This window comes from Aquimarina callyspongiae (assembly GCF_034322225.1).
Classification (GTDB): Bacteria; Bacteroidota; Bacteroidia; order Flavobacteriales; family Flavobacteriaceae; genus Aquimarina.
On the sequence record NZ_JAXLPA010000004.1, the window covers coordinates 584994 to 606180 of the forward strand.

Consider the following 21187-nt stretch of genomic DNA (forward strand, 5'->3'; position numbering starts at 1 on the left):
ATATCATAAGCTTTATGAAAAAAGACTCAAAATTAGAAACAATACTTACTCATTACGGAGAAAGTCGAGGTAATTATCACGGTGCTGTAGTGCCACCTATTTTTCAAAACTCATTATTTACTTTTGATGATTGGGAGTCTATTGATACTGCTTTTGATGATCGAAAAAACAATTTTATATACTCTAGAGGAAAAAATCCTACTGTATCTATTGTTGAAGAAAAAATAGCAAAAATGGCTGGAGGGGAAAAAGCTCAATTATTTCCTTCTGGGATGGCAGCTATAACTGCAGCTTGCCTACATTTTTTAGAGCCCAATGATCATGTGATCGCTATTAAAAATCTTTATGGACCAGCGAGTACTTTGTTAAAAAGTTATCTGGCCAAAAAGATGAATATTGAAACCTCCTATGTATCAGGAGAGTGTGTTACAGAATTTGAAAATGCCATTCAAGAAAATACAAAATTAATATATCTAGAGAGTCCATCATCAGTAGTGTTTTCATTACAAGATATTGAAGCAGTGGCTCAGTTAGCTCAGTCAAAAGGGATCAAAACAATAATTGATAATACCTGGGCTACTCCTATTTTTCAGAAACCATTAGCAATGGGTATCGACCTAGAAGTACATTCTTGTTCCAAATATTTAGGAGGTCATAGTGATTTGATTGGTGGTGTAGTTATTGGTAAAGAAGAAGATATTGATAGTATTTTCTTGCACGAATATGAGTTATTAGGATCCAAAACCGCCCCAATGGAAGCTTGGTTGTTAATTCGTAGTTTAAGAACATTATCTATGCGTTTACAACAACACCAAACAAGTGCTCTAAAAGTAGCTGAATTTTTAGAAAATCATTCAAAAATCAAGCAAGTCACTTATCCCGGGCTTCCTAGTTTTCCACAATATGAGCTTGGTAAAAAACAAATGACTGGATACGGTAGCTTAATGGCTTTTCAATTAAAAACCAATGATCTTACTAAGATAAAGGCATTTTTTAATAGTTTCTCTGTCTTTCAGAAAGGTGTTAGCTGGGGTGGCCATGAAAGTCTAGTATATGTTCCTGCTATCAGTTACCTTAAAGAATTAGATGAAGAGCAATTTAAAGGTATGGGAATCTCTGTGGGTGATATAAGAATTTTTATAGGGTTAGAGCATGTAGATGACCTGATCCAGGACCTTGACGAGAGCCTAAAGTTGGTTTAGTTATATAGTTTTACATTTTAGTTCCTACCTCTTTCATTAGGATACAGAGAGGGTAAAGAGTCACTTTGCCAAAATTCTTTGGTGTCAGTATCCAAAATGGTAAGCTTTCCTTTAAATGCTGCCCCCGTATCTATATTCCATAGACTATAAGCCTTGATTGGAGTATTCTGACCATAATTTGTGGTTGGAGTATGACCTATATAAATCTCTTTATAATGCTGAAATCGTTCTGGAGCATAGCGATTATTTATTAATTGATTTTCATCTATTTTATCGGCCAGTAAAGCTGCTTCCCATAAAGTACGATCCCAATAATAATTAGAATCGTATTCTTCTCTTCCTACTCCGTGCATCGAAGTAAATCCTGCGTGGACATATAACTTATTATCAGCATCTAAATAATAATCTTTTAAATTCTTAAAAAACATTTTATGCGATTTTTTAGTCAAAAATCCTGTTTTCGTATAACTATTAATAGTCTCTTTTCCTCCATGAGCCAGCCAAACAGGATTTCTCTTGCCTTTATCTAACCATAAATCACACCAAAGGTCATGATTACCTCTAATAAAAATGCAATTATTGGATTCAGAAAGTTCTATCAGTTTTTGAATAGTTTCTGCAGATTCACTCCACCCATCTACATAATCTCCTAAAAATATAAGAGTATCCTGTTCAGTAACTTGTGCTCTTTCTAAAATCTGAACTAGCGCTCTATATCCTCCATGAATATCCCCAATTACCAGTGTTCTCATAAACTTAGTACTAAATTATGTTTGATACCCAAATTTAATTATTCATTCAACCTATACATAATATCTGTTCTTAAAACATATTTTGTACCCGATATAATTGGCTTTCCTTCATGGCGTAACGGATGGTGAAATAAAAGCGCATCTCCTGTTTTAGGCATAATTGTAATCCCTTTTTCAAAGTATGTCTCTCCTCCTTCAAAATCGTTATTCAGGTATATTAAAAAAGAAAAGAAGCTACGTTCTTTTTCGTTCTTACGATGGCTTCCATCTCTATGCATTTTAAATCTTTGTCCTGGTTTATATTTATAAATCCTGAACATCTCATTAAGCCCGTAAGATGTATGTCCTTCAAAAACAGGTGGTACAACAGACTGTATTTTCTTCCAGATACTACGTTCTAATTGATGATCAAAAAACAATACACGTTGATTATTACGGATTCCTTTATTAATCACTTGTCTTTGGCCTCCAACATTTACTTTTGCCTCTTCAAAAGAAACCAATTCTCCTTTCTCTATAAAATGATCGCATTTCTCTTTTGAAAGGAAATCTTTTATTAGAAATACTTCTGGATGTAATTCGATTTTGTTCACCCTTTACTTCTTTTAGAATTCAACTTTTAAACTCAATATATTCTGGTGGTACGGTTTCTGTTAACCATACTCCATTATCTGATTGATAAAACTTAAAACCGTTTGCCTGCATCTCACCGGACTTAATAGTCAAAATAATAGGTTTCCCTCTTCTGGAGCCTACTTTGGTGGCTGTTTCTAGCTCTTCACTAAGATGTACGTGATGCCTACTCATTTTCAATAATCCTTTCTCTCTAATGGCATCCATAAACTTAGCAACTGTTCCGTGATACAAAAACACTGGTGGTTCCTGAGGTTGGTAATTTAAATTTACTTTTATAGAATGTCCTTGATTAGCTCTGATTCTTGTGTAGTCTTCATTAAACGCATAGCGTTTTTTATCATTTGTTACTACAATTTCTTTTAATAATTCAAAGTTTAATTGTGGTTGCAGTCTTTTTGTTTTGTGTAGTAATTCTGTTACATCAGCCCATCCATTTTCATCTAATTGCAATCCTATCTTATCAGGATTATGCCTTAGAATCAGGCTTAAAAATTTACTTATATGTTTATGATTTGTTTTCATTTTTAAATCGGTATCTGTTTCTTTTCTCTAAAATCTTTTACATTTCTTCGATACTCGGATAATTTAGCATTAAACTCTCCTATAGTATTTGTATGCTTGATATACTCATAATATTTATTTTTATTGAGTACGTTTTCTAATCTAAAACACCAGTACATGGTCATTAATGGGTTAATCCATAACTCACTTCCTTTGGTTCTACCTGTTCGATGGTAATTACCGTAGTACCCTTCTAAAGCGCTGATAATAGAGTTAGAAACGATACTTTCCATTCCTTTCATATGGTCATCCACAAAATCAATTGCCTCTTTATATTTTTGACCTTCTGACATAGAATTCAGGATTTGAAATGATCCTAAATATGCTTCTTCTCTATCTAATTCTGCAAGGTTTTCTAAAAATCTGTAGTGCGAGACTCCATGATAATGATCAACTCCAAAGCCTATGCTTACTAACAATTTCTTATCTATTTTGGTTTGAAAAACTGCTGCCATAGAAGAAATATCTTCTTGCGGTGTTCCCAACCCTTCTTCATCCCCAAACATTAAACAATCTGTTCCTCCATCTACTAAGATCAAGGTATCAATTTCGTGTTTATGAACTAAGTATTCGTATGCCTTTTGCAATGGTTTGACAGCTATTCTTTCAAAACCATAGATATCAACCAAAATACCTTGTTCTTGAAACCACAACTTGAGGTACTTTTCTGGAAAATATTTAGGTTGAGAATAGATATTATCGCCAGATCGAATTTTATAACAATAAGGAAATACTAATTCAGATGATGTATCATTTAAATTTGTAAAAGAATAATTTGCAATAGTAACTTTTTTCCCTTGTTTAATCAGATTAAAATATAGTGGTAACGCTGCATAGATATCAAATCCTCCACCCATTCCTGCTAATAATATATTATTACTTTCTTCAATCTCCTGAAAAAATGGTATTCTATCTAATGTATACATAACTCGTCATTTTAATTTCTTCTGTACTTCATTTATCAATTCTTCTAAACTACTTACTTGTGGAATCTTATATCGTTCACAAACCACATCTACATTTCCTTTTCTCCAAAAACCTTCTGGACAACAAACAAGTAGTTTTCCGCTTCTTGCAAATAATCCTAGTTCTAACAATGTAATTGGTGACTTTGTTTCTTTATCAAAATACATAATGATTATATCTGCAAGTTCCAGCGCATCTAATTCCCAGTCGACTTGTTCCTTAAAAATTGGATTTTCTATTTCTTGTTTCCAACTACTATCCCAACTTGCTCTTCTAGGATTTAATAAGGTTACATTTGCTTCTGATAGCTCTTTAACAACTTTGTCTTGCCATCTTTCTGCAACACCAACTTCTATGCTTCCGGCCAAGAATACATTTAAATTCTTATCTAATTCTATTTTTGTTGGTGCTGTGATTATATTCATTATATATAATTTATAATTAGATTCCTGTCTACCTGAAATGATAAAACTCAACTAACTACTGAAAACTGTATTACTTTTTCTTCTTCTATATCTCTAAAAGAATTCGTAGTGAAAACAGTATCGAATGATTCTTTTAATGCTTCAAGTCCTTTACTAAAAATCCCATGACTTACTACTAAACTCAATTTTCCTGCATTTTTTTCTTTTAAAGAGGTTGCCAACCCCAAAAAAGTACCTCCTCCATCGCAGATATCATCTACAATCACACAATGTTTTCCTTTTAAATCTTCTTCATATACTCTAAACCCAGAAAGTTGTCCTGTTTTTACATCTCTTTTCTTAGAACATTCTATCACTTCGATTCCTCCTAAGTATTCAGACACTTTATATATCTTTTTTAAAGCTCCGCCATCTGGAGAAATTAGTAAAACCTCTTCGTCTATATTTTTTAAGCATTGTTTAACAAAGTCATAATTATGAATAACTTTTACATTATTTAATAATGCAGGTGTTACTTCAGAGTGAGGATCAAAAACTGTTATTTGATTATAATTTTGAGCATTAATTATATCTGCATATACTTTTACACTAAGCGCTTCTCCAGAAACCATTACTCTATCCTGACGTGCAGCCGGAAAATATGGAATCAAAACATTGATCAACTTTACATCCATTCTTCGCAATGCATCAGTAGCTATTAATAGCAACCCTAAATCATTAAATGAATTGATTCTATGCGTGATAGTAACCTCTTCTCCCACTGATTTTTCTAATATCTTTATATGTGGTTCTCCACCATTAAAAACAAATGATTCAAATGCAATTGATTCTTTAAAAAGTCTAAATGTTGGATCCAGATGTAAATAATTCATAATTGTGTTATTTTTACGCAAAATTAAAACACAAATTTGATTCAACAAAATATTTTGCGTAAAAAATACATTAAAAATTAATTAACAACGGGAAAATCAGGTTTCTAACCTGTATGTAAGTAAAGAGAATTATCTATTTAATATCAAATAAGAAACCTTCGTTTTTAAGTTTGAAGTATTGTTTTTGATTGAATTTAAAAAGATTTGCAGGCCTGCCTCTACCTTCTGAAACTTTCTCTTTCAGTTCTTCTAAAATGCCAAAACTCAGTATTTTCTTTCTAAAGTTTCTTCTGTCTATTTGTTTTTCCAGAATAGACATGTACAATTTTTCTAGATCCGAAAACAAGAATTTATTAGCTAATAAGTCAAATCCAATAGGTTCATAGATAAGTTTATTTTGTAATCGTTTTTTAGCTACATCTAAGATATTTTGATGATCAAACGCTAATTCTGGAAGTTCATTGATATCAAACCAAGCAACATCTTGTGCATCTGTATCTGCTTTGATTGTGTGGTGTTCTGGTTTTACTAACCCAAAATAAGTAATGCTTACCACTCTATTTCTAGGATCTCTACCCGGGTTACCAAAAGAGTATAATTGCTCTAAATAATCTACTGTAACATTAGTTTCTTCTTTTAACTCACGTTCAACAGCTTGCTCCAGGCTTTCATCTTCTAATACAAGTCCTCCTGGCAGCGCCCAAGAATTTTTAAATGGTTCTATATTTCTCTTTATTAATAATACATTTAGGGTTCTCTCCTTGTATCCAAAGACAACTGCATCTACCGCTACTTTTATATTTTGGCGTATCATATACGCAAATTTACAAATTTTATAAAGGTTCTAAAAACAAAAACTCCCTGATGATCTCAGGGAGTTTTATTAAAATATTTGGTATTTATATTCTTAAGCGTTTTGTTTCTTTATCAGATTTAACGCAGAACCTTCTTTAAACCATTCTATTTGAGAATCGTTATACGTATGGTTTAATTTTATAGTATCCTTTGATCCATCTGCGTGAACAATCTCTAGTGTTAATTGTTTACCTGGTGCAAATTGATTTAAATCTGTAAAGTTAAATGTATCATCTTCTTGTATTAGGTCATAATCTGCTTCATTAGCAAATGTTAACCCTAACATTCCTTGCTTTTTAAGATTAGTTTCGTGAATACGAGCAAATGATTTTACTATTACTGCAACCACTCCTAAATGTCTAGGTTCCATCGCTGCGTGTTCACGAGAAGAACCTTCTCCATAATTATGATCTCCTACAACTATCGTAGGAACTCCAGCAGCTTTATATGCTCTTTGAACATTAGGAACTCCGTCATACTCACCATTTAACTGGCTTTTTACAAAGTTTGTTTTCTTATTATAAGCATTTACTGCTCCAATCAAGCAGTTGTTAGATATATTATCAAGATGTCCTCTGTAACGTAACCATGGTCCTGCCATTGAAATATGATCTGTGGTACATTTACCAAAGGCTTTTATTAATAATTTACCTCCTTTAATTTCATCTCCAATTGGTTCAAACGGAGTTAATAATTCTAATCTTTCTGAAGTTGGGCTTACATTTACTTCTACACCTGAACCATCTTCTTGTGGTGCAATATATCCTGCATCTTTTACTTCAAAACCTTTTGGTGGTAATTCCCATCCTGTAGGTTCATCAAACATTACTTCTTGCCCTTCTTCGTTGATTAACTTATCTGTCAACGGATTGAAATCCAAACGTCCGGACACAGCAATTGCTGCTGTTAATTCTGGAGATGCTACAAATGCGTGCGTATTTGGGTTACCATCAGCGCGTTTGGCAAAATTTCTATTAAACGAGTGAACTATACTATTTTTTGGTGCATTTTTAGGATCATTATATCTAGCCCACTGCCCTATACACGGTCCACAAGCATTCGTAAATATTCTAGCATCCAAATTTTCAAATATCTCAAGGATACCATCTCTCTCTGCTGTATATCTTACCTGTTCAGAACCTGGGTTAATTCCTAGTTCTGCTTTCATTTTTAAGCCTTTATCTAGTGCTTGTTGTGCAATTGAAGAGGCACGGGATAAATCTTCGTAAGAGGAGTTTGTACAAGAACCAATTAATCCCCACTCTACTTTCAATGGCCAATCATTAGCTCTGGCTTTTTCAGTCATTGCTGTACCAACTTCTGTTGATAAATCCGGAGTGAATGGTCCGTTTAGTAACGGTCCTAATTCAGATAAGTTAATTTCTATAACCTGATCAAAATAATCTTCTGGATTTGCATATACTTCAGGATCTGCAGTTAAGTGTTCTTTTACTTGATTTGCTGCATCTGCAACATCTGCTCTTTCTGTAGCACGTAAATAACGCTCCATAGACTCATCATAACCAAATGTAGATGTAGTCGCACCTATTTCTGCTCCCATATTACAGATAGTTCCTTTTCCTGTACAAGACATTGCTGTAGCGCCAGGTCCAAAATATTCTACAATAGCTCCTGTTCCTCCTTTTACAGTAAGAATTTCTGCTACTTTTAGAATAACGTCTTTTGGTGCAGTCCAACCTGATAATTTACCGGTTAGTTTTACACCTATCAGTTTAGGAAATTTAAGCTCCCAAGCCATTCCTGCCATTACATCCACAGCATCAGCTCCACCTACACCGATCGCTACCATTCCTAATCCTCCTGCATTTACAGTATGAGAATCTGTACCAATCATCATACCACCTGGAAATGCATAATTTTCAAGTACAACCTGGTGTATAATACCTGCTCCTGGTTTCCAGAATCCAATTCCGTATTTATCGGATACTGATTCTAAGAAATTAAATACTTCGCTACTGGTATTCATAGCAGATTGTAAATCTTTATCAGCACCTACTTTGGCTTGAATCAAGTGATCACAATGCACTGTAGTTGGCACTGCAACCTTCTTTTTTCCTGCTTGCATAAATTGCAATAAAGCCATCTGAGCAGTCGCATCCTGACAGGCAATTCTGTCTGGTGCAAAATCAACATAATCTTTTCCTCTGGTAAACGCCTTCTTACTTTTACCATCCCAAAGATGTGAGTACAAAATTTTCTCTGCTAATGTTAAAGGTTTCCCAGTTACTTCGCGAGCAGTATCTACCCTCTCAGCAATTTGAGCATACACCTTTTTTATCATATCAATATCGAATGCCATAAGACTTTTATATATTTCCGTTATTTTATTTTTTAAGTATTCCAAGATACAAAATATAGAGTGACTACAAAAGGAGCTAAAGAATATAGAATGATTATAAAAAAAGAAGTTATTTACCTAGAAAATAACACCTTATAGATCCAAACAATTATCTCAAAAATTAAACTAAAGAGATCAATTTTAAATCTGATTAATTAATAAACTTCTTAATTAACAGAAAGTCTTTTACGCAAACCAAAACTCCTCTTATCAAACTCAGGTTATGCAATAAAAAAGCCTTAGCATAACAAATACTAAGGCTTTATATTATTATCATACATCTTTGATTATATGACTAATTGTTTTTGAGATGGCTTAAACTTAGTTAATACAATACCATCAACAGCTGTTTCATATTCTTCCATCGTAGGAGTTCTACCCAAAATTGTAGACAATACTACTACTGGGGTAGATGATAATAAAGATTCTCCTTTTTTCTCACCAGAATCCTTTACAACTCTTCCTTGAAATAAACGAGTTGAAGTAGCCATTACCGTATCTCCTGGTTCTGCTTTTTCTTGATTCCCCATACAAAGGTTACATCCTGGACGTTCTAAATAAAGCATATTTTCATATTTAGTACGTGCTAAACCTTTTGGCGCGCTATCATCAAACTCAAACCCTGAGTATTTTTGTAACACTTCCCAATCACCTTCTGCTTTTAACTCATCAACAATATTATATGTTGGTGGAGCAACTACTAAAGGGGCATTAAACTCAACATTACCTTCTTGTGCTTCTATGTTCTTTAACATTTGAGCTAGAATTTTCATATCTCCTTTGTGTACCATACAAGATCCTACGAATCCTAAATCTACTTTCTTAGTACCTCCATAATAGGATAATGGTCTAATGGTATCATGAGTATAACGTTTAGACACATCTTCATTGTTCACATCTGGATCAGCAATCATTGGTTCAGCAATCTCGTCTAAATCAATAACTACTTCTGCATAATATTTAGCATCTGCATCAGGTTTTAAAGCTGGTTTAATACCTGTATTTATTTCTTGAATTCTAGCATTTGCTTTATCTACTAAACCTTTTAGCATTTGCTTTTCGTTATCCATCCCTTTTTCAATCATAATTTGGATACGATCTCTAGCAATTTCTAACGATTCAATTAACGTTTCATCTTCTGAAATACAGATAGAAGCTTTTGCCTTCATCTCTGCGGTCCAATCTGTAAATGTAAAGGCTTGATCAGAAGTTAGTGTACCAATGTGAACCTCAATAATTCTTCCTTGGAACACATTTTCTCCGCTAAATTGCTTTAACATTTGTTGTTGCGTTGCATGAACTACATCACGGAAGTCCATGTAACTTTTCATATCTCCTTTAAAGGTTACTTTTACAGATTGTGGAATTGGCATTGTGGCTTCTCCTGTAGCTAAGGCTAAAGCAACTGTTCCTGAATCGGCTCCAAATGCAACACCTTTTGACATACGTGTATGAGAATCACCACCTATAATAATATCCCAATCACCTACTGTAATATCATTTAATACTTTGTGAATTACATCAGTCATGGCGTGATAGCTTCCTTTAGGGTCACGTGCAGTAATTAACCCAAAGTCATTCATAAACCTCATTAATCTAGGAATATTAGCCTTTGACTTATCATCCCATACTGAAGCTGTATGACAACCTGATTGATAACCTGCATCAACAATAGGAGATATCACTGTAGCAGCCATCATCTCTAATTCTTGAGAGGTCATTAACCCTGTAGTATCCTGAGAACCTACAATATTTACTTCAACACGAACATCAGAACCAGCGTGCAATGTTTTACCTGGTGTGGTTCCCACCGCATTTTTATTAAAGATTTTTTCTACTGCTGTTAATCCTTGTCCTTCAATAGAAATTTCTTTTGAAGTAGCATATACTTGAGGAACATCTATCCCTAAAGTTTTGGCGGCAAAGGACTGTAATTTTTTACCGAAAACAACTGCATAAGAACCACCTGCTTTAATAAACTCCATTTTTTGAGGTGTTAATGCAGCTGAAATATCCTTTAATTCTTTGTCTTCGTTATATAACTTTTTGGTTTTTGTATTAATGGTAAGCACTGTTCCTGTATCAACAGAATATTCTTGTTTCAAAATTGGTTCACCATCTTCATCTACAATAGTGTTTCCTTCAGCATCTTTTTGCTTTACCCAATTTTTAAGGTCAATCCCTATACCTCCTGTTACTCCAACAGTTGTCAAGAAAATTGGTGAAATTCCGTTTGTTCCTGCAATTACAGGAGCAATATTAATAAATGGAACATATGGACTAGATGAAATACCTGTCCATAAAGCTACATTGTTTACTCCAGACATTCTTGAAGAACCAACTCCCATAGTTCCTTTTTCAGCAATTAACATTACTCTTTTATTAGGGTGTTTTTCTTGTAATGCCAGCAGTTCATTTTGCATATCCTTGTTATGCTCAAAAATACATTGACCGTGTAATTCGCGATCTGATCTTGAGTGTGCATCACCACCTGGAGAAAGTAAATCTGTTGAGATATCACCTACACCTGCAATGTAAGTTACTACTTCAATTTCTTCATCAATCTCAGGTAATTTGGTAAAAAACTCTGCCTGGGCATAACTTTCAATAATATCTTTGGCAATGGCACTTCCTGCCTTGTAAGCTTCTTTTAATCGTTCAGTATCTGCTTCATAAAGGAAAACCTGGGTTTTTAAAACTTTAGCAGCTTCTTGAGAAATAGTTTCATAATTACCCAAAGCTAAGTCCAATAACACTTCTACTGAAGGCCCACCTTTCATATGAGATAATTGTTCAAATGCAAAAGCAGATGAAATTTCCTCAACAATAGATTCACCAAGAATAATTTCTTTTAAAAATTTAGCTTTTACCCCCGCAGCACTAGTAGTACCAGGTAAAGTGTTATAAATAAAAAAATTAAGAGATTCTTTTCGATGTGCGTTATCTTTATCTTTGATTTGCGAAATAACTTCGCTTAATAACTCAGCACCATCAATTGGTTTAGGGTGTAATCCCTGCGATTTTCTTTCTTCAATCTCCTTGATGTAATCTTTGTAAGTGTTCATATAATACGTAATAGAATTCTTTCAATGTTAAATGCAAATGTATAAACCAGTAATTATCATATAAATTTCTTTTTCACATCTGCATGAATTACAATAATCAATTTATATGGTTGTATTGTAACAACGTATAAGATCTGTAGCAAAATCGATATAGTCCTTACACCCTGTGTATACTTTATTGGTTTTAACTTTTCAAAGGCATGAACATCAAATGTTCTCTACGAATATTAGAGATTGTCCTGTTACTTAGCAAGTAGTATTTACTGTTTCAGAAACTTGGCATATATCTCTTTTATCATATCAATATCGAATGTAATATAGTCGTATTCTATGTATTGAAAAGCCCTGCAAAAATAAGAATTTTAAAGGATTTTATTAAATGAATACTAATAATGGCCTCTTTTTGTAAGATTGAAAAAATAAGGGCATTCATTTATCGAAATTCATAATTTCTAATTATTTAAAATATATAATCGCTAAAAAAAATCAAAAGAAAATGATTCGATAACTCTAGATTTCACGAAAACGTTATAGTAAATATGCTTTTAAAACGTTAAAAAAAGTTAAATTACGTGTATATAACAAAAAAGATGAAGTTTTAAGACTTCATCTTTATATATCATTAGGCAAAAAACTTATTTTCTAACAACGACCTCTTCTACCTCTTTTCCTTTTGTGTTTCATTTTTTTTATCTCAGAAAAAGTTACTAATTGTTCTTTACTAAGAGATTTTTTGAATTTTTCCTTTTCAGCTTTCATAGCTTCCTTATTCTTTTTGGTCATCGCTTTTTGGGACTCACTAAGTGTAGGAAGTAATGCTTTTCTCTTTCCTTTTCTGGAAAGATCTTCATTATGCACTATTTCCAGTTGCTTTTTTGAATAAGTAGCTTCAACAGTTTTGCGTTGTTTTTTACGCAGTTCTCGTTGATTCTTTAATAGTGTTTTTTGATCTTCTGAAAGGCTTTCATGAAACTCTTTAATAAGTTCTCTGTTTGCTTTACGATCTTCTACCGACTGTGCATGTGCAGGTGCCATAAAAATCCCTGAACATACTACGAATACGCATATTAAAATATTCTTCATCTTTTCTTTTTTTTCATTTTAGGTATTAAACATTAAATAGGTGAACGTTCAATACTAAGACACACGAAAACCAAAAAGGTTTAAGAACGATGCTTAAATATTTTTAAATAAAAATCTGAGAAGTTATTATAAACAGAATATGTATATAATCTATTAGAACAAACTTTTTACTACTTCTTCTACAGTAATTCCTTCTGCCTCTGCTTTATAGTTTTTAATAATACGATGACGAAGAATCCCCATAGCTACTGCTTGTACATCTTCGATATCTGGAGAAAATTTTCCTTTTACTGCTGCATTAGCTTTTGCTGCCAGGATTAAATTTTGAGAAGCTCTTGGTCCTGCTCCCCAATCAATATAGTTTTTAACTAATTCTGTAGCACTATCACTATTAGGCCTGGTTTTTCCAACCATACTCACGGCATATTCGACCACATTGTCTGCAACTGGAATACGACGAATTACATGCTGGAAATCTATAATTTCTTGTGTAGTAAATAGAGCATTTATAGTTTCGGTATTATCACCGGTAGTACTTTTTACCACCTCAACTTCTTCTTCAAAACTAGGGTATTGCAACTCTATTGCAAACATAAAACGGTCTAATTGTGCTTCTGGAAGAGGGTATGTTCCTTCTTGCTCGATAGGGTTTTGAGTAGCTAATACAAAATAAGGTAAATCAAGTTTGTAGTGATGTCCTGCAACAGTAACTGCTCTTTCTTGCATAGCTTCTAATAAAGCTGCCTGAGTTTTAGGAGGAGTTCTATTAATCTCATCTGCTAAGATGATGTTAGAAAATATTGGGCCTTTGATAAATTTAAAGTGTCTTGTTTCGTCAAGAATTTCACTTCCTAAAATATCACTTGGCATCAAATCCGGAGTAAACTGGATTCGTTTAAAATCCAATCCCAAAGCTTGGGATATAGTATTTACCATTAACGTTTTAGCTAGTCCTGGAACTCCTATTAGTAAAGCGTGCCCTCCTGAGAAAATAGAAAGAAGTATCTGATCGATTACTTCTTCCTGACCTATAATTATTTTAGAAATTTCTTTTTTGAGCTCGGCATGTTTGCTTACCAGTTTTTTTACTGCTGCAACGTCGTCTGACATATTATTTTTCTTTTTTTAACCAGTTACCGCTATACTCACAGTCTCTGTACTCTCCGTTAATTTTTATATATGTATCCCGAATTTTTTCTTCCTGCCATTTTCTAATCGCTTCAATCTGCTTCTTTTTTAAAGCCAATTCCTGGATTTTAAGATAATCTTTTGAGTAATCCGCGATATGCTCATCATAACGATTAAGTACAGTTATCAACTTATACTTTTTACGTCCTTGACGATCCTGATCAGGAATTACTAATGATACTTCATTAGTTTTTAACTTAGATACTTGATCGTACAATATAGGGTCAATTTTGGTAAGTTCAAAACGAGTATCTCCCGTTGTAGGGTTAATTAACTGACCACCATCTTCTCGCGTTTCTTTTTCATTACTAAATTTCCTGGCAGCTTCTTTAAACTCAATAGTTCCTGATGTTATGCTTGTACGCACAGAATCAATAAGTTTCTTAGCACTTTCTACACTTTTACTCGTTACATCAGGTATTAAAAGAATGTGTCTTACATCAATTTCTTCTCCTCGTATTTTATCTACTTTTATGATATGCCACCCAAATTCTGTTTTAAAAGGTTCACTTACTTCTTCTTCCTGAAGACTAAATGCTACGTTTTTAAATTCTCTGGCAAAAGGAGTCTGGCGATTTAATGTATATTTTCCTCCAGTAGATTTAGATCCCGGATCTTGAGAGTATAAAACCGCTTTTGTTGCAAAACTACTTCCGTTTTCTATAATATCTACTCTAAATTGATTTAACCTATCTATTACTTTTTGCTCTTCTTCTTCTGGTATCTCTGGTTCAATAACAATTTGAGCTAATTCTAATTCTGTTCCAAAAAGAGGTCTTTCTTTTTCTGGGATCGCATCAAAATACTCTCTTACTTCTTCTGGTGTTACTTCTATTTCTCTAATAATACTAGATCGCATATTCTCTGCAAGCTTATTTGATTTGTTAATATCAAAAAGCTCCTTTTTAAAATCTTCTGCATTATCTTTTCTATAGAATTTTAATACTTTTTCCAGGGTTCCTAACTCACGAGTCATGTAGCTCAATTGTTGATCCACCATTGCATTAACTTCTGCATCACTCACAGTGATACTATCCTGAACCGCGTGATGTGCATATAATTTATTCTCAAACAAACTTCCTGCTAATTGACAACGGCTTACATCTGTTGCAGAAACACCTTCACTAATTAATTGTTGATATGCAACATCGATATCACTATCTAATATTACATGTTCCCCTATTACTGCAGCTACTCCATCTATCTTTTTTCTCTGTGATTGAGGTTCACTTTCTGTCACTTCTGCTACTTCTTTCTTCTCATCTTCAATGATCTCCTGCCCCATAACTTGTGAACTTACACCTATGATCATTAAAAAGGTATAAAGTACTTTCATCTTAATTGTAGACTTCAAATTGTTTGTTCTTGACTGCATCTTTTGTAATATCCTTTTCTAAATTCTTTATCAATTCGCGCTTTCGCTGATTCAATATAATTTGCCGTATGGTCGGTTTTATATATTCTAAGGGAGCGGTCTGGTTTTGCTTTAATACTTTGGCAATTTTAACCATATATACCCCTGTTGAATCTCGTAATTGAGTATATTTCCCATCTTTTAAGAGAGTTTTTTGATCCTTTTTCCTTAAGATCGGTAATTTATTTAGTACACGATCAAAAGAAACCCATACAGAATCATTAAAGGAATGTGATATAAATTCTAATTTTCTTCCTCCTAAATCCTCTTTATCTTCATCATTAAAACGATTTAATTTTCGTTGCGTTGCAACAATATCGCTATAATCAGATGGCAAATGTAAGTAACGTAACTTTACTATCTCTTCATTAAGGTTAAAATTTTCAATATTTTGCTCATAAAATGCTAATAAGTCATCATTTGTGATCTCCATATTAATGGATTGAGTAATAACAGCATCTTTATACGCATTTATATATAAGGTGTTTTTATAGTCATCTACTAACTCATCGAATTCCTGAAGTTCATTTTCGGTAAGATTGCGTTTTGCCTGATCTATAAAGAGCTGCTCAGTAGCCCACCTCTTTATATAATTATTCACGATATTAGTACTATCATCTGATGAAGCTCCCTTGGGCGTAATATCTTTAATATCTTCTTTATAAAGATACTTATTATTCACTCTGGCAATAGCTTCTTTTTTAACCTTTTTATCAAAGTCTTTACAAGAAATTACTAGTAAAAATAATATTATGAGCTTGCTATATTGCATTTATATGGAAAGATCTTTTTTAATTTTCTTTAAAGTCTTTTTATTCAACTTTACCGAATATTTATTTCTTAATCCGTTTAACCATTGCTTTTCCAGGTTTTCCTGAAAATCATTAATTACTTTCCCTCTAGTTTCTTCAAACGTTTTTAACTTGGAAGGCACTACCTCTTTTACCTGCATTAAGATAATATAATCTCCTTCATTAGTCATTGTTAATCCTCCGCTTTTTGCAGAAAAACCTTTTGGTAATTTATCCTCTCCTTTAATTAATTCTTCTTCAGAAAAAAGAACAGATACTTTTTCATTTTTGTTAACTTCTTTCTTTATTTCATCTAATGGTTTTCCTTTTATCAATAGCTCCTTGGTATTGTCAATTGCTTCTTTATTTGATGATGAAGCTTTTAATACTTTATAGGTTTCATTTTGAACATACTGGTCTTTATGAGATTGATAATATTTTTGTAAACCTATTGAATCTGTTTTTGCAGCATTCCATATTTTTGATTCCATCAGATCAAATAATAAAAGTCCGTCACGATATTCTGATAATACATTAGCAAAATCTTCATTATCTTCTTCAAGATGTTCTTCATAGTAAGAAAGTAAGGTCGAGGATTCAAAATCTCGATACATTTCTTCTATAAACATATTCTTGTCTGTATATTTTCTGGCACTACCAATTTTTCGCTTTAAATGGTTTGCAAAATCTTTGTACTTATATGATTGATTTTTGATAGTAAAAATGTTCTTATCTAAATCTCCTCCTTCTTGAGCAACTTTCAATTGTCCTTTTAATGCTTCATCAGGAATTATTTTTTTAAAATAAGCAACCACTTCATCATTTTTCACAACACCATATTTCTCTTTTAAACCATTAATAAAAGATTTAGTAACTAGTTGAGACCTTCCATCTCGTTTTACCAATTTAGTGAGTTCATTTTTTTGTTCTGCAAAAGTCTTGGGTGGAAATTTTTCTATGAGTTTAATTATATGCCATCCATATTTTGTTTTCAAAGGTTTTGAAACTTCTCCTTTATTTTGAAGACCAAACGCAACTTTTTCAAATTCTACAGAATTAAGAGCTCCTTGTCCAAAACGATTAATCTTACCGCCGTTTACAGCTGTATTACGATCATCACTAAACTGTTTTGCCAAAGATTCAAAAGAAGTTCCTTGTTCTAATTGTTTATTGATTTCTTTAATTCTATTCTCAGCTTCTTCTGCATTTCGGTTTTTACCTTCTGCTACCATTATATGAGCAACACTTACTTCTCCAAGAGTTTTCTCTTTATCATCTACTTTTACAATATGGTATCCAAACTGAGTTCTGAAAGGTTCTGAAACTTTTCCAACTTCGGTTTTGTATGCAGCATCTTCAAATTGATATACCATTCTAAAAGCTGTAAACCATCCTAGATCTCCACTGTTTTTGGCTACAGAAGGATCCTCACTATATTCTTTGGCTATTGTTTTAAAATCCCCACCATTTAAAATTTTGGCACGAGCTTCATTTATTTTCTTTAATGCTGCAATGGTATCTTCTTTTGAAGCATTAGGTCTCGCCATTATCAAAATATGACTTGCTTTTATTCTTTGTTGTGAACGATCGTATGCTTCTTTTACAAGAGCTTCTGAAGCTTGTGAATCTGTAAGGTATCCAGAAGATAATTGTTTTTTATAGCCTTCTAATTCTTTAAGGTATGTCTCTTTTTTATCTAGCCCTAATTTCTTAGCTTCTTCAAGCTTTAGTTTGTAATTAACAAACAGATCTAGATATTCATCTACATCTTTCTGAGACTCATCTTTCACCAAGTCTATATTTTTAAGATATACTCGTTTAAATTCTGAAATATAAACGGGAGATTCATCAATTGTAAGCAATACAAGATCTTTCTCTTGTGCATAGATGAATGAAAAGAAAATTAATCCTAAAAACAGTAAAAATGAATTCTTATGCATAGTTTCTAATAATGAGGTCCTAAGTCGGACAAAAATAATAATATTAACACGTTTTACAAGCCATTAATCAAACGAAAGGGTATACATTATAGTATAGACTTTTAATTTTTTAATCAACTCTGCATCATACTTGCACAATAAGGCAGTTAATCAATTATATATTTTACTTAAAACTTTTATAGTAGAAAGAAAAAATGTTTCTAGTCAATATTAAAGTATATATTAGTCTTTAAATTTTTATCTATTGGAAAGAAAATTAAAACTGATATGGGATTTTAGAGGTCCCGCAGCCAGTAAAACAGCTCAACATCACGAAATACATCTTAAGGAATATATTGCCTTGGAAAAACTATCTATGTCAATCACAGGCTATCAAGACATTTCAGAAATGCATAGCATTGCTTTTATGGTGGTTACTGATTCTGAAATGAAACCTGTTAGAGATGCTTTAAAACCTCATCGCGGTCAACTTTATGAAGAATAGGTTTTTAAAAAATATTATTACTGGCACGTATATTGTTTAAGACCTTATATATTTGCAAAAATTAAAAATCAGTAATTAAAATAACAATGAAGAAAATATTATTCCCGATCTTATTATTGATCGCTAGTTTTCAGGTTATTGCGCAAACCAAAACGGGAACCGTAGATAGCGAGCTTATACTTTCTAAATTACCAGAACTTACTAAGGTTCAAGAGGATTTAAAAGCATACAATGCAAAACTTGAATCTGAATTGAAAGTAAAAATCGATGACTATCAGGCAAAAGTAAAGGACTATCAAGAGAAAGTGGCTAGCATGACTGAGCCAATGAAAAAAACAAAGCAGGAAGAAATTATTGCTTTGGAGAATGATATTGCTAAATTCAGACAGAATGGAGCACAATTAGTACAAATCGAGCAAAATAGATTGTTACAACCATTATATCAAAAAATTGGTAAAGCATTAGAAGAAGTAGCTAAAGCTGAAGGATATGCTCAAGTATTTACAATCTCTAATAGTGGATTAGCTTATATTGATCCAAAATTTGATCTTACTAAAACGGTTATGACTAAGTTAGGAATCAAGCCTGAATAGAGTTATAACAACTGTATTAATATAAAAAAACGCGATCTATTCTGGATCGTGTTTTTTGTTTCTATTTGCTTCTTATCTCTTTCAATTTATCTTCTACCTGCATTAGATAGATTTCATTGTATACCTCTTTATAAGGATCTGATTTTTTATATCCTTTCTGTATAAGGGTTTTTGCTTTCTCTATATGGATTATTGCCTTTTCTATTTCTCCTATTTCTAATAAGGTTAATCCCTTATAATAATATGCCATAGAAGATTTATCGTATACTTCTATAGCTTTATCAAAATCTACTAGCGCTTGTTTATGTTTTTTTAGATGAGATAAGCTGATTCCTCTATACACAAATGGAGAATCATCGGTAAAGTCTTTTTCTTCCTTTATCATAATAGTAAACTCATCAATAGCTTCTTTATGTTTTCCCAAAGCTTGTAAAATTTCTCCCTTCAAGAAGTTTACATTATTTCCCCAGGCGTAGTCTACTTTACCTGGTGTATAGTCATCATATTGATTTAAATATTCTAATGCTCTATCATAATCTTTATATAAATCCGTCATTAACCACGAAGTATAGTAAAGTGTTTCTTTAGGGTCTAATTGCATTGCTTTTTGTAATAAAGGAAACGCAATATGATAATCTCCTATTTTACTATGCGCAATTGACTTACCTGAATAATACTCTGCGTTTTGAGGGTCCAACATAATTAAAGAATCTGTATATGCTTGTCGCATACTACTTGCTTGATAATAAAACCCTCTTTCATATGTTAATTGCTTAACTTTAGTTTCTTTCTCCTCTGGAGTAAGGGATGAAAGATCAATTTCTTTTTGATTGCACGAACATACGCTCAATAACAAAAATACTTTAAGGATATATACGAATGATTTTCCCATCTTTTATTCTAAAACTTAAATAAATATAAGTATCTATTACTTGATTAGATTTTGAATTTCTACCCGGATTCCAATCCTGCAAACTCTTAGTTATCTCATAAATTTGATTGCTAATCTTTGGCGAAAACTCTTTTAAGTTATAATCATAATCAAAAGCTTGTTGTTCAAACATACCTGCTTTCCCTTCACAATTAACTACAAAACGTACTTGATAAATCCCTGACTCTTTAGAATCTTGTGGAGGATCATATTTTTCATTGAATATTTTACGAATATGATATAGTCCTCCTTTATATTCAGTTCCTTGATAATAATAGCGATCTCTAGGATAATTTTTATTTATATACGGATTACATAACTGAAAATCCATAGGTCTAGACTCTGGAACTTTTGAGGTGGGTTTATATTTTACTTTTTTAAAATCTCCATCAACAAAACCAAATGTTTCGATTTCGTCGCTTGTAACAGATATTATCTCTTCAATAAACTGAAAATCTCTTTGACAACTTAATCTATTTCCTTTCTTCAGTAAAAAAACGTGCCCCTTATAGGTAACAAGTTCAAAACAATGAGTACTATATTCATCACTATTTACTGGAGTAAACTCAAATGTTTGATCTTTTTCATAAAAACGAAAAGCGCCTTTTTCATTTTGCCAATAGCCAGAGCTTAAAATAGATTTTGTTTTCTTTATGTCCAATGGTTGCCTAGGACGTAATCGATATGCAATACTTTTTATAAATTGAAGTTTATTTTTATCAACACTGAATTTATTAATAGGAAGTCGCATACTATCTATCCCGATAGAATCTATTGAAAATTCTAATTTGTTTTTACCTAAAAGTTCTTCATTCTTAATATTTTTATAGTATACCGTATCACCATTAAACTCCATTATGATAGAATTTGGTCTATAAAAATCTTTATCCATATGAACTGCCTGAACAAGCCACTCTCCTTTTACATTTTCTCGAGTAAAGGATGGTTCATTTTTTATAGTACAACTCGTAAGATTTACGATTGTTAGCAAAGTAGTTAATAGAAGATATATTCTTTTCAATTAATGAAATTTTTATAAAGTAAACATACAAAAAAAGCAGTATAATATT

Annotated in this window: 19 protein-coding genes; 3 read left to right on the plus strand and 16 right to left on the minus strand. The window is 32.4% G+C overall.

Annotated features, from left to right (window positions below):
• Positions 1-14: 14 nt before the first annotated feature.
• On the plus strand, positions 15-1202 hold the full coding sequence (locus U0D62_RS19185) for a trans-sulfuration enzyme family protein (RefSeq protein ID WP_322288948.1): 1188 nt from the start codon (positions 15-17) through the stop codon (positions 1200-1202).
• A gap of 17 nt (positions 1203-1219) precedes the next feature.
• Here the strand turns inward: U0D62_RS19185 and U0D62_RS19190 are convergent, their stop codons facing one another.
• From U0D62_RS19190 to U0D62_RS19255, 14 genes are all read right to left on the minus strand, one after another.
• Positions 1220-1954 carry a metallophosphoesterase family protein gene (locus tag U0D62_RS19190; RefSeq protein ID WP_322288949.1) on the minus strand — a complete coding sequence of 245 codons (735 nt, stop codon included), beginning with the start codon at positions 1952-1954 and terminating at the stop codon, positions 1220-1222.
• Between the two features lie 38 nt (positions 1955-1992).
• Positions 1993-2547: a prolyl hydroxylase family protein gene (locus U0D62_RS19195; protein WP_322288950.1), complete on the minus strand. Its 555-nt coding sequence runs from the start codon at positions 2545-2547 to the stop codon at positions 1993-1995.
• Positions 2548-2566: 19 nt separating this feature from the next.
• A complete protein-coding gene (locus U0D62_RS19200; RefSeq protein ID WP_322288951.1) occupies positions 2567-3112 on the minus strand; it encodes an RNA 2'-phosphotransferase in 546 nt (181 codons plus the stop codon).
• A gap of 2 nt (positions 3113-3114) precedes the next feature.
• Positions 3115-4077, minus strand: coding sequence for a DUF1152 domain-containing protein (locus U0D62_RS19205; protein ID WP_322288952.1), 963 nt, complete (start codon positions 4075-4077; stop codon positions 3115-3117).
• A 6-nt stretch (positions 4078-4083) separates the two neighbouring features.
• Complete coding sequence (locus U0D62_RS19210; protein WP_322288953.1) at positions 4084-4542, minus strand: nucleoside 2-deoxyribosyltransferase domain-containing protein; 459 nt, start codon at positions 4540-4542, stop codon at positions 4084-4086.
• A gap of 47 nt (positions 4543-4589) precedes the next feature.
• A complete protein-coding gene (gene prs, locus U0D62_RS19215) occupies positions 4590-5414 on the minus strand; it encodes a ribose-phosphate diphosphokinase (RefSeq protein ID WP_322288954.1) in 825 nt (274 codons plus the stop codon).
• A gap of 133 nt (positions 5415-5547) precedes the next feature.
• Positions 5548-6228 (minus strand): NUDIX hydrolase, encoded by a 681-nt coding sequence (locus tag U0D62_RS19220; RefSeq protein WP_322288955.1) that lies wholly within the window; start codon positions 6226-6228, stop codon positions 5548-5550.
• A 93-nt stretch (positions 6229-6321) separates the two neighbouring features.
• Positions 6322-8589 (minus strand): aconitate hydratase, encoded by a 2268-nt coding sequence (locus U0D62_RS19225; protein WP_322288956.1) that lies wholly within the window; start codon positions 8587-8589, stop codon positions 6322-6324.
• A 326-nt stretch (positions 8590-8915) separates the two neighbouring features.
• Positions 8916-11693, minus strand: coding sequence for a bifunctional aconitate hydratase 2/2-methylisocitrate dehydratase (locus U0D62_RS19230; protein WP_322288957.1), 2778 nt, complete (start codon positions 11691-11693; stop codon positions 8916-8918).
• A 642-nt stretch (positions 11694-12335) separates the two neighbouring features.
• Positions 12336-12776 carry a hypothetical protein gene (locus U0D62_RS19235; protein ID WP_322288958.1) on the minus strand — a complete coding sequence of 147 codons (441 nt, stop codon included), beginning with the start codon at positions 12774-12776 and terminating at the stop codon, positions 12336-12338.
• A gap of 153 nt (positions 12777-12929) precedes the next feature.
• Positions 12930-13886 carry an AAA family ATPase gene (locus U0D62_RS19240; RefSeq protein WP_322288959.1) on the minus strand — a complete coding sequence of 319 codons (957 nt, stop codon included), beginning with the start codon at positions 13884-13886 and terminating at the stop codon, positions 12930-12932.
• Position 13887: 1 nt separating this feature from the next.
• Positions 13888-15300, minus strand: a complete 1413-nt coding sequence (locus U0D62_RS19245; protein ID WP_322288960.1) for a peptidylprolyl isomerase — start codon at positions 15298-15300, stop codon at positions 13888-13890.
• 1 nt (position 15301) lies between these two features.
• On the minus strand, positions 15302-16150 hold the full coding sequence (locus tag U0D62_RS19250) for a peptidyl-prolyl cis-trans isomerase (RefSeq protein ID WP_322288961.1): 849 nt from the start codon (positions 16148-16150) through the stop codon (positions 15302-15304).
• Positions 16151-18109 carry a peptidylprolyl isomerase gene (locus tag U0D62_RS19255; protein ID WP_322288962.1) on the minus strand — a complete coding sequence of 653 codons (1959 nt, stop codon included), beginning with the start codon at positions 18107-18109 and terminating at the stop codon, positions 16151-16153.
• A 244-nt stretch (positions 18110-18353) separates the two neighbouring features.
• Between U0D62_RS19255 and U0D62_RS19260 the strand changes: the two genes are divergently transcribed.
• Positions 18354-18593, plus strand: coding sequence for a hypothetical protein (locus tag U0D62_RS19260; protein WP_322288963.1), 240 nt, complete (start codon positions 18354-18356; stop codon positions 18591-18593).
• Positions 18594-18679: 86 nt separating this feature from the next.
• Positions 18680-19186 (plus strand): OmpH/Skp family outer membrane protein, encoded by a 507-nt coding sequence (locus tag U0D62_RS19265; protein WP_322288964.1) that lies wholly within the window; start codon positions 18680-18682, stop codon positions 19184-19186.
• Positions 19187-19247: 61 nt separating this feature from the next.
• On the opposite strand, the gene U0D62_RS19270 is transcribed toward U0D62_RS19265, so the two are convergent.
• Together U0D62_RS19270 and U0D62_RS19275 are read right to left on the minus strand one after the other, a co-directional pair.
• The gene (locus U0D62_RS19270) at positions 19248-20078 is read right to left on the minus strand and encodes a tetratricopeptide repeat protein (protein ID WP_322288965.1); all 831 of its coding nucleotides are present in this window, start codon (positions 20076-20078) and stop codon (positions 19248-19250) included.
• Positions 20050-21138, minus strand: coding sequence for a hypothetical protein (locus tag U0D62_RS19275; protein ID WP_322288966.1), 1089 nt, complete (start codon positions 21136-21138; stop codon positions 20050-20052). The genes U0D62_RS19270 and U0D62_RS19275 overlap by 29 nt, the downstream gene beginning before the upstream one ends.
• Positions 21139-21187: the final 49 nt, after the last annotated feature.

What these genes read in the sequence shown, in the direction of transcription:
- U0D62_RS19230 (WP_322288957.1), bottom strand. Translation starts at nt 11,693, where the DNA reads ATGAACACTTACAAAGATTACATCAAGGAGATTGAAGAAAGAAAATCG.
- U0D62_RS19220 (WP_322288955.1), bottom strand. Translation starts at nt 6,228, where the DNA reads ATGATACGCCAAAATATAAAAGTAGCGGTAGATGCAGTTGTCTTTGGA.
- U0D62_RS19190 (WP_322288949.1), bottom strand. Translation starts at nt 1,954, where the DNA reads ATGAGAACACTGGTAATTGGGGATATTCATGGAGGATATAGAGCGCTA.
- U0D62_RS19255 (WP_322288962.1), bottom strand. Translation starts at nt 18,109, where the DNA reads ATGCATAAGAATTCATTTTTACTGTTTTTAGGATTAATTTTCTTTTCA.
- prs (WP_322288954.1), bottom strand. Translation starts at nt 5,414, where the DNA reads ATGAATTATTTACATCTGGATCCAACATTTAGACTTTTTAAAGAATCA.
- U0D62_RS19185 (WP_322288948.1), top strand. Translation starts at nt 15, where the DNA reads ATGAAAAAAGACTCAAAATTAGAAACAATACTTACTCATTACGGAGAA.
- U0D62_RS19225 (WP_322288956.1), bottom strand. Translation starts at nt 8,589, where the DNA reads ATGGCATTCGATATTGATATGATAAAAAAGGTGTATGCTCAAATTGCT.
- U0D62_RS19235 (WP_322288958.1), bottom strand. Translation starts at nt 12,776, where the DNA reads ATGAAGAATATTTTAATATGCGTATTCGTAGTATGTTCAGGGATTTTT.
- U0D62_RS19270 (WP_322288965.1), bottom strand. Translation starts at nt 20,078, where the DNA reads ATGGGAAAATCATTCGTATATATCCTTAAAGTATTTTTGTTATTGAGC.
- U0D62_RS19265 (WP_322288964.1), top strand. Translation starts at nt 18,680, where the DNA reads ATGAAGAAAATATTATTCCCGATCTTATTATTGATCGCTAGTTTTCAG.
- U0D62_RS19200 (WP_322288951.1), bottom strand. Translation starts at nt 3,112, where the DNA reads ATGAAAACAAATCATAAACATATAAGTAAATTTTTAAGCCTGATTCTA.
- U0D62_RS19210 (WP_322288953.1), bottom strand. Translation starts at nt 4,542, where the DNA reads ATGAATATAATCACAGCACCAACAAAAATAGAATTAGATAAGAATTTA.
- U0D62_RS19240 (WP_322288959.1), bottom strand. Translation starts at nt 13,886, where the DNA reads ATGTCAGACGACGTTGCAGCAGTAAAAAAACTGGTAAGCAAACATGCC.
- U0D62_RS19250 (WP_322288961.1), bottom strand. Translation starts at nt 16,150, where the DNA reads ATGCAATATAGCAAGCTCATAATATTATTTTTACTAGTAATTTCTTGT.
- U0D62_RS19205 (WP_322288952.1), bottom strand. Translation starts at nt 4,077, where the DNA reads ATGTATACATTAGATAGAATACCATTTTTTCAGGAGATTGAAGAAAGT.
- U0D62_RS19245 (WP_322288960.1), bottom strand. Translation starts at nt 15,300, where the DNA reads ATGAAAGTACTTTATACCTTTTTAATGATCATAGGTGTAAGTTCACAA.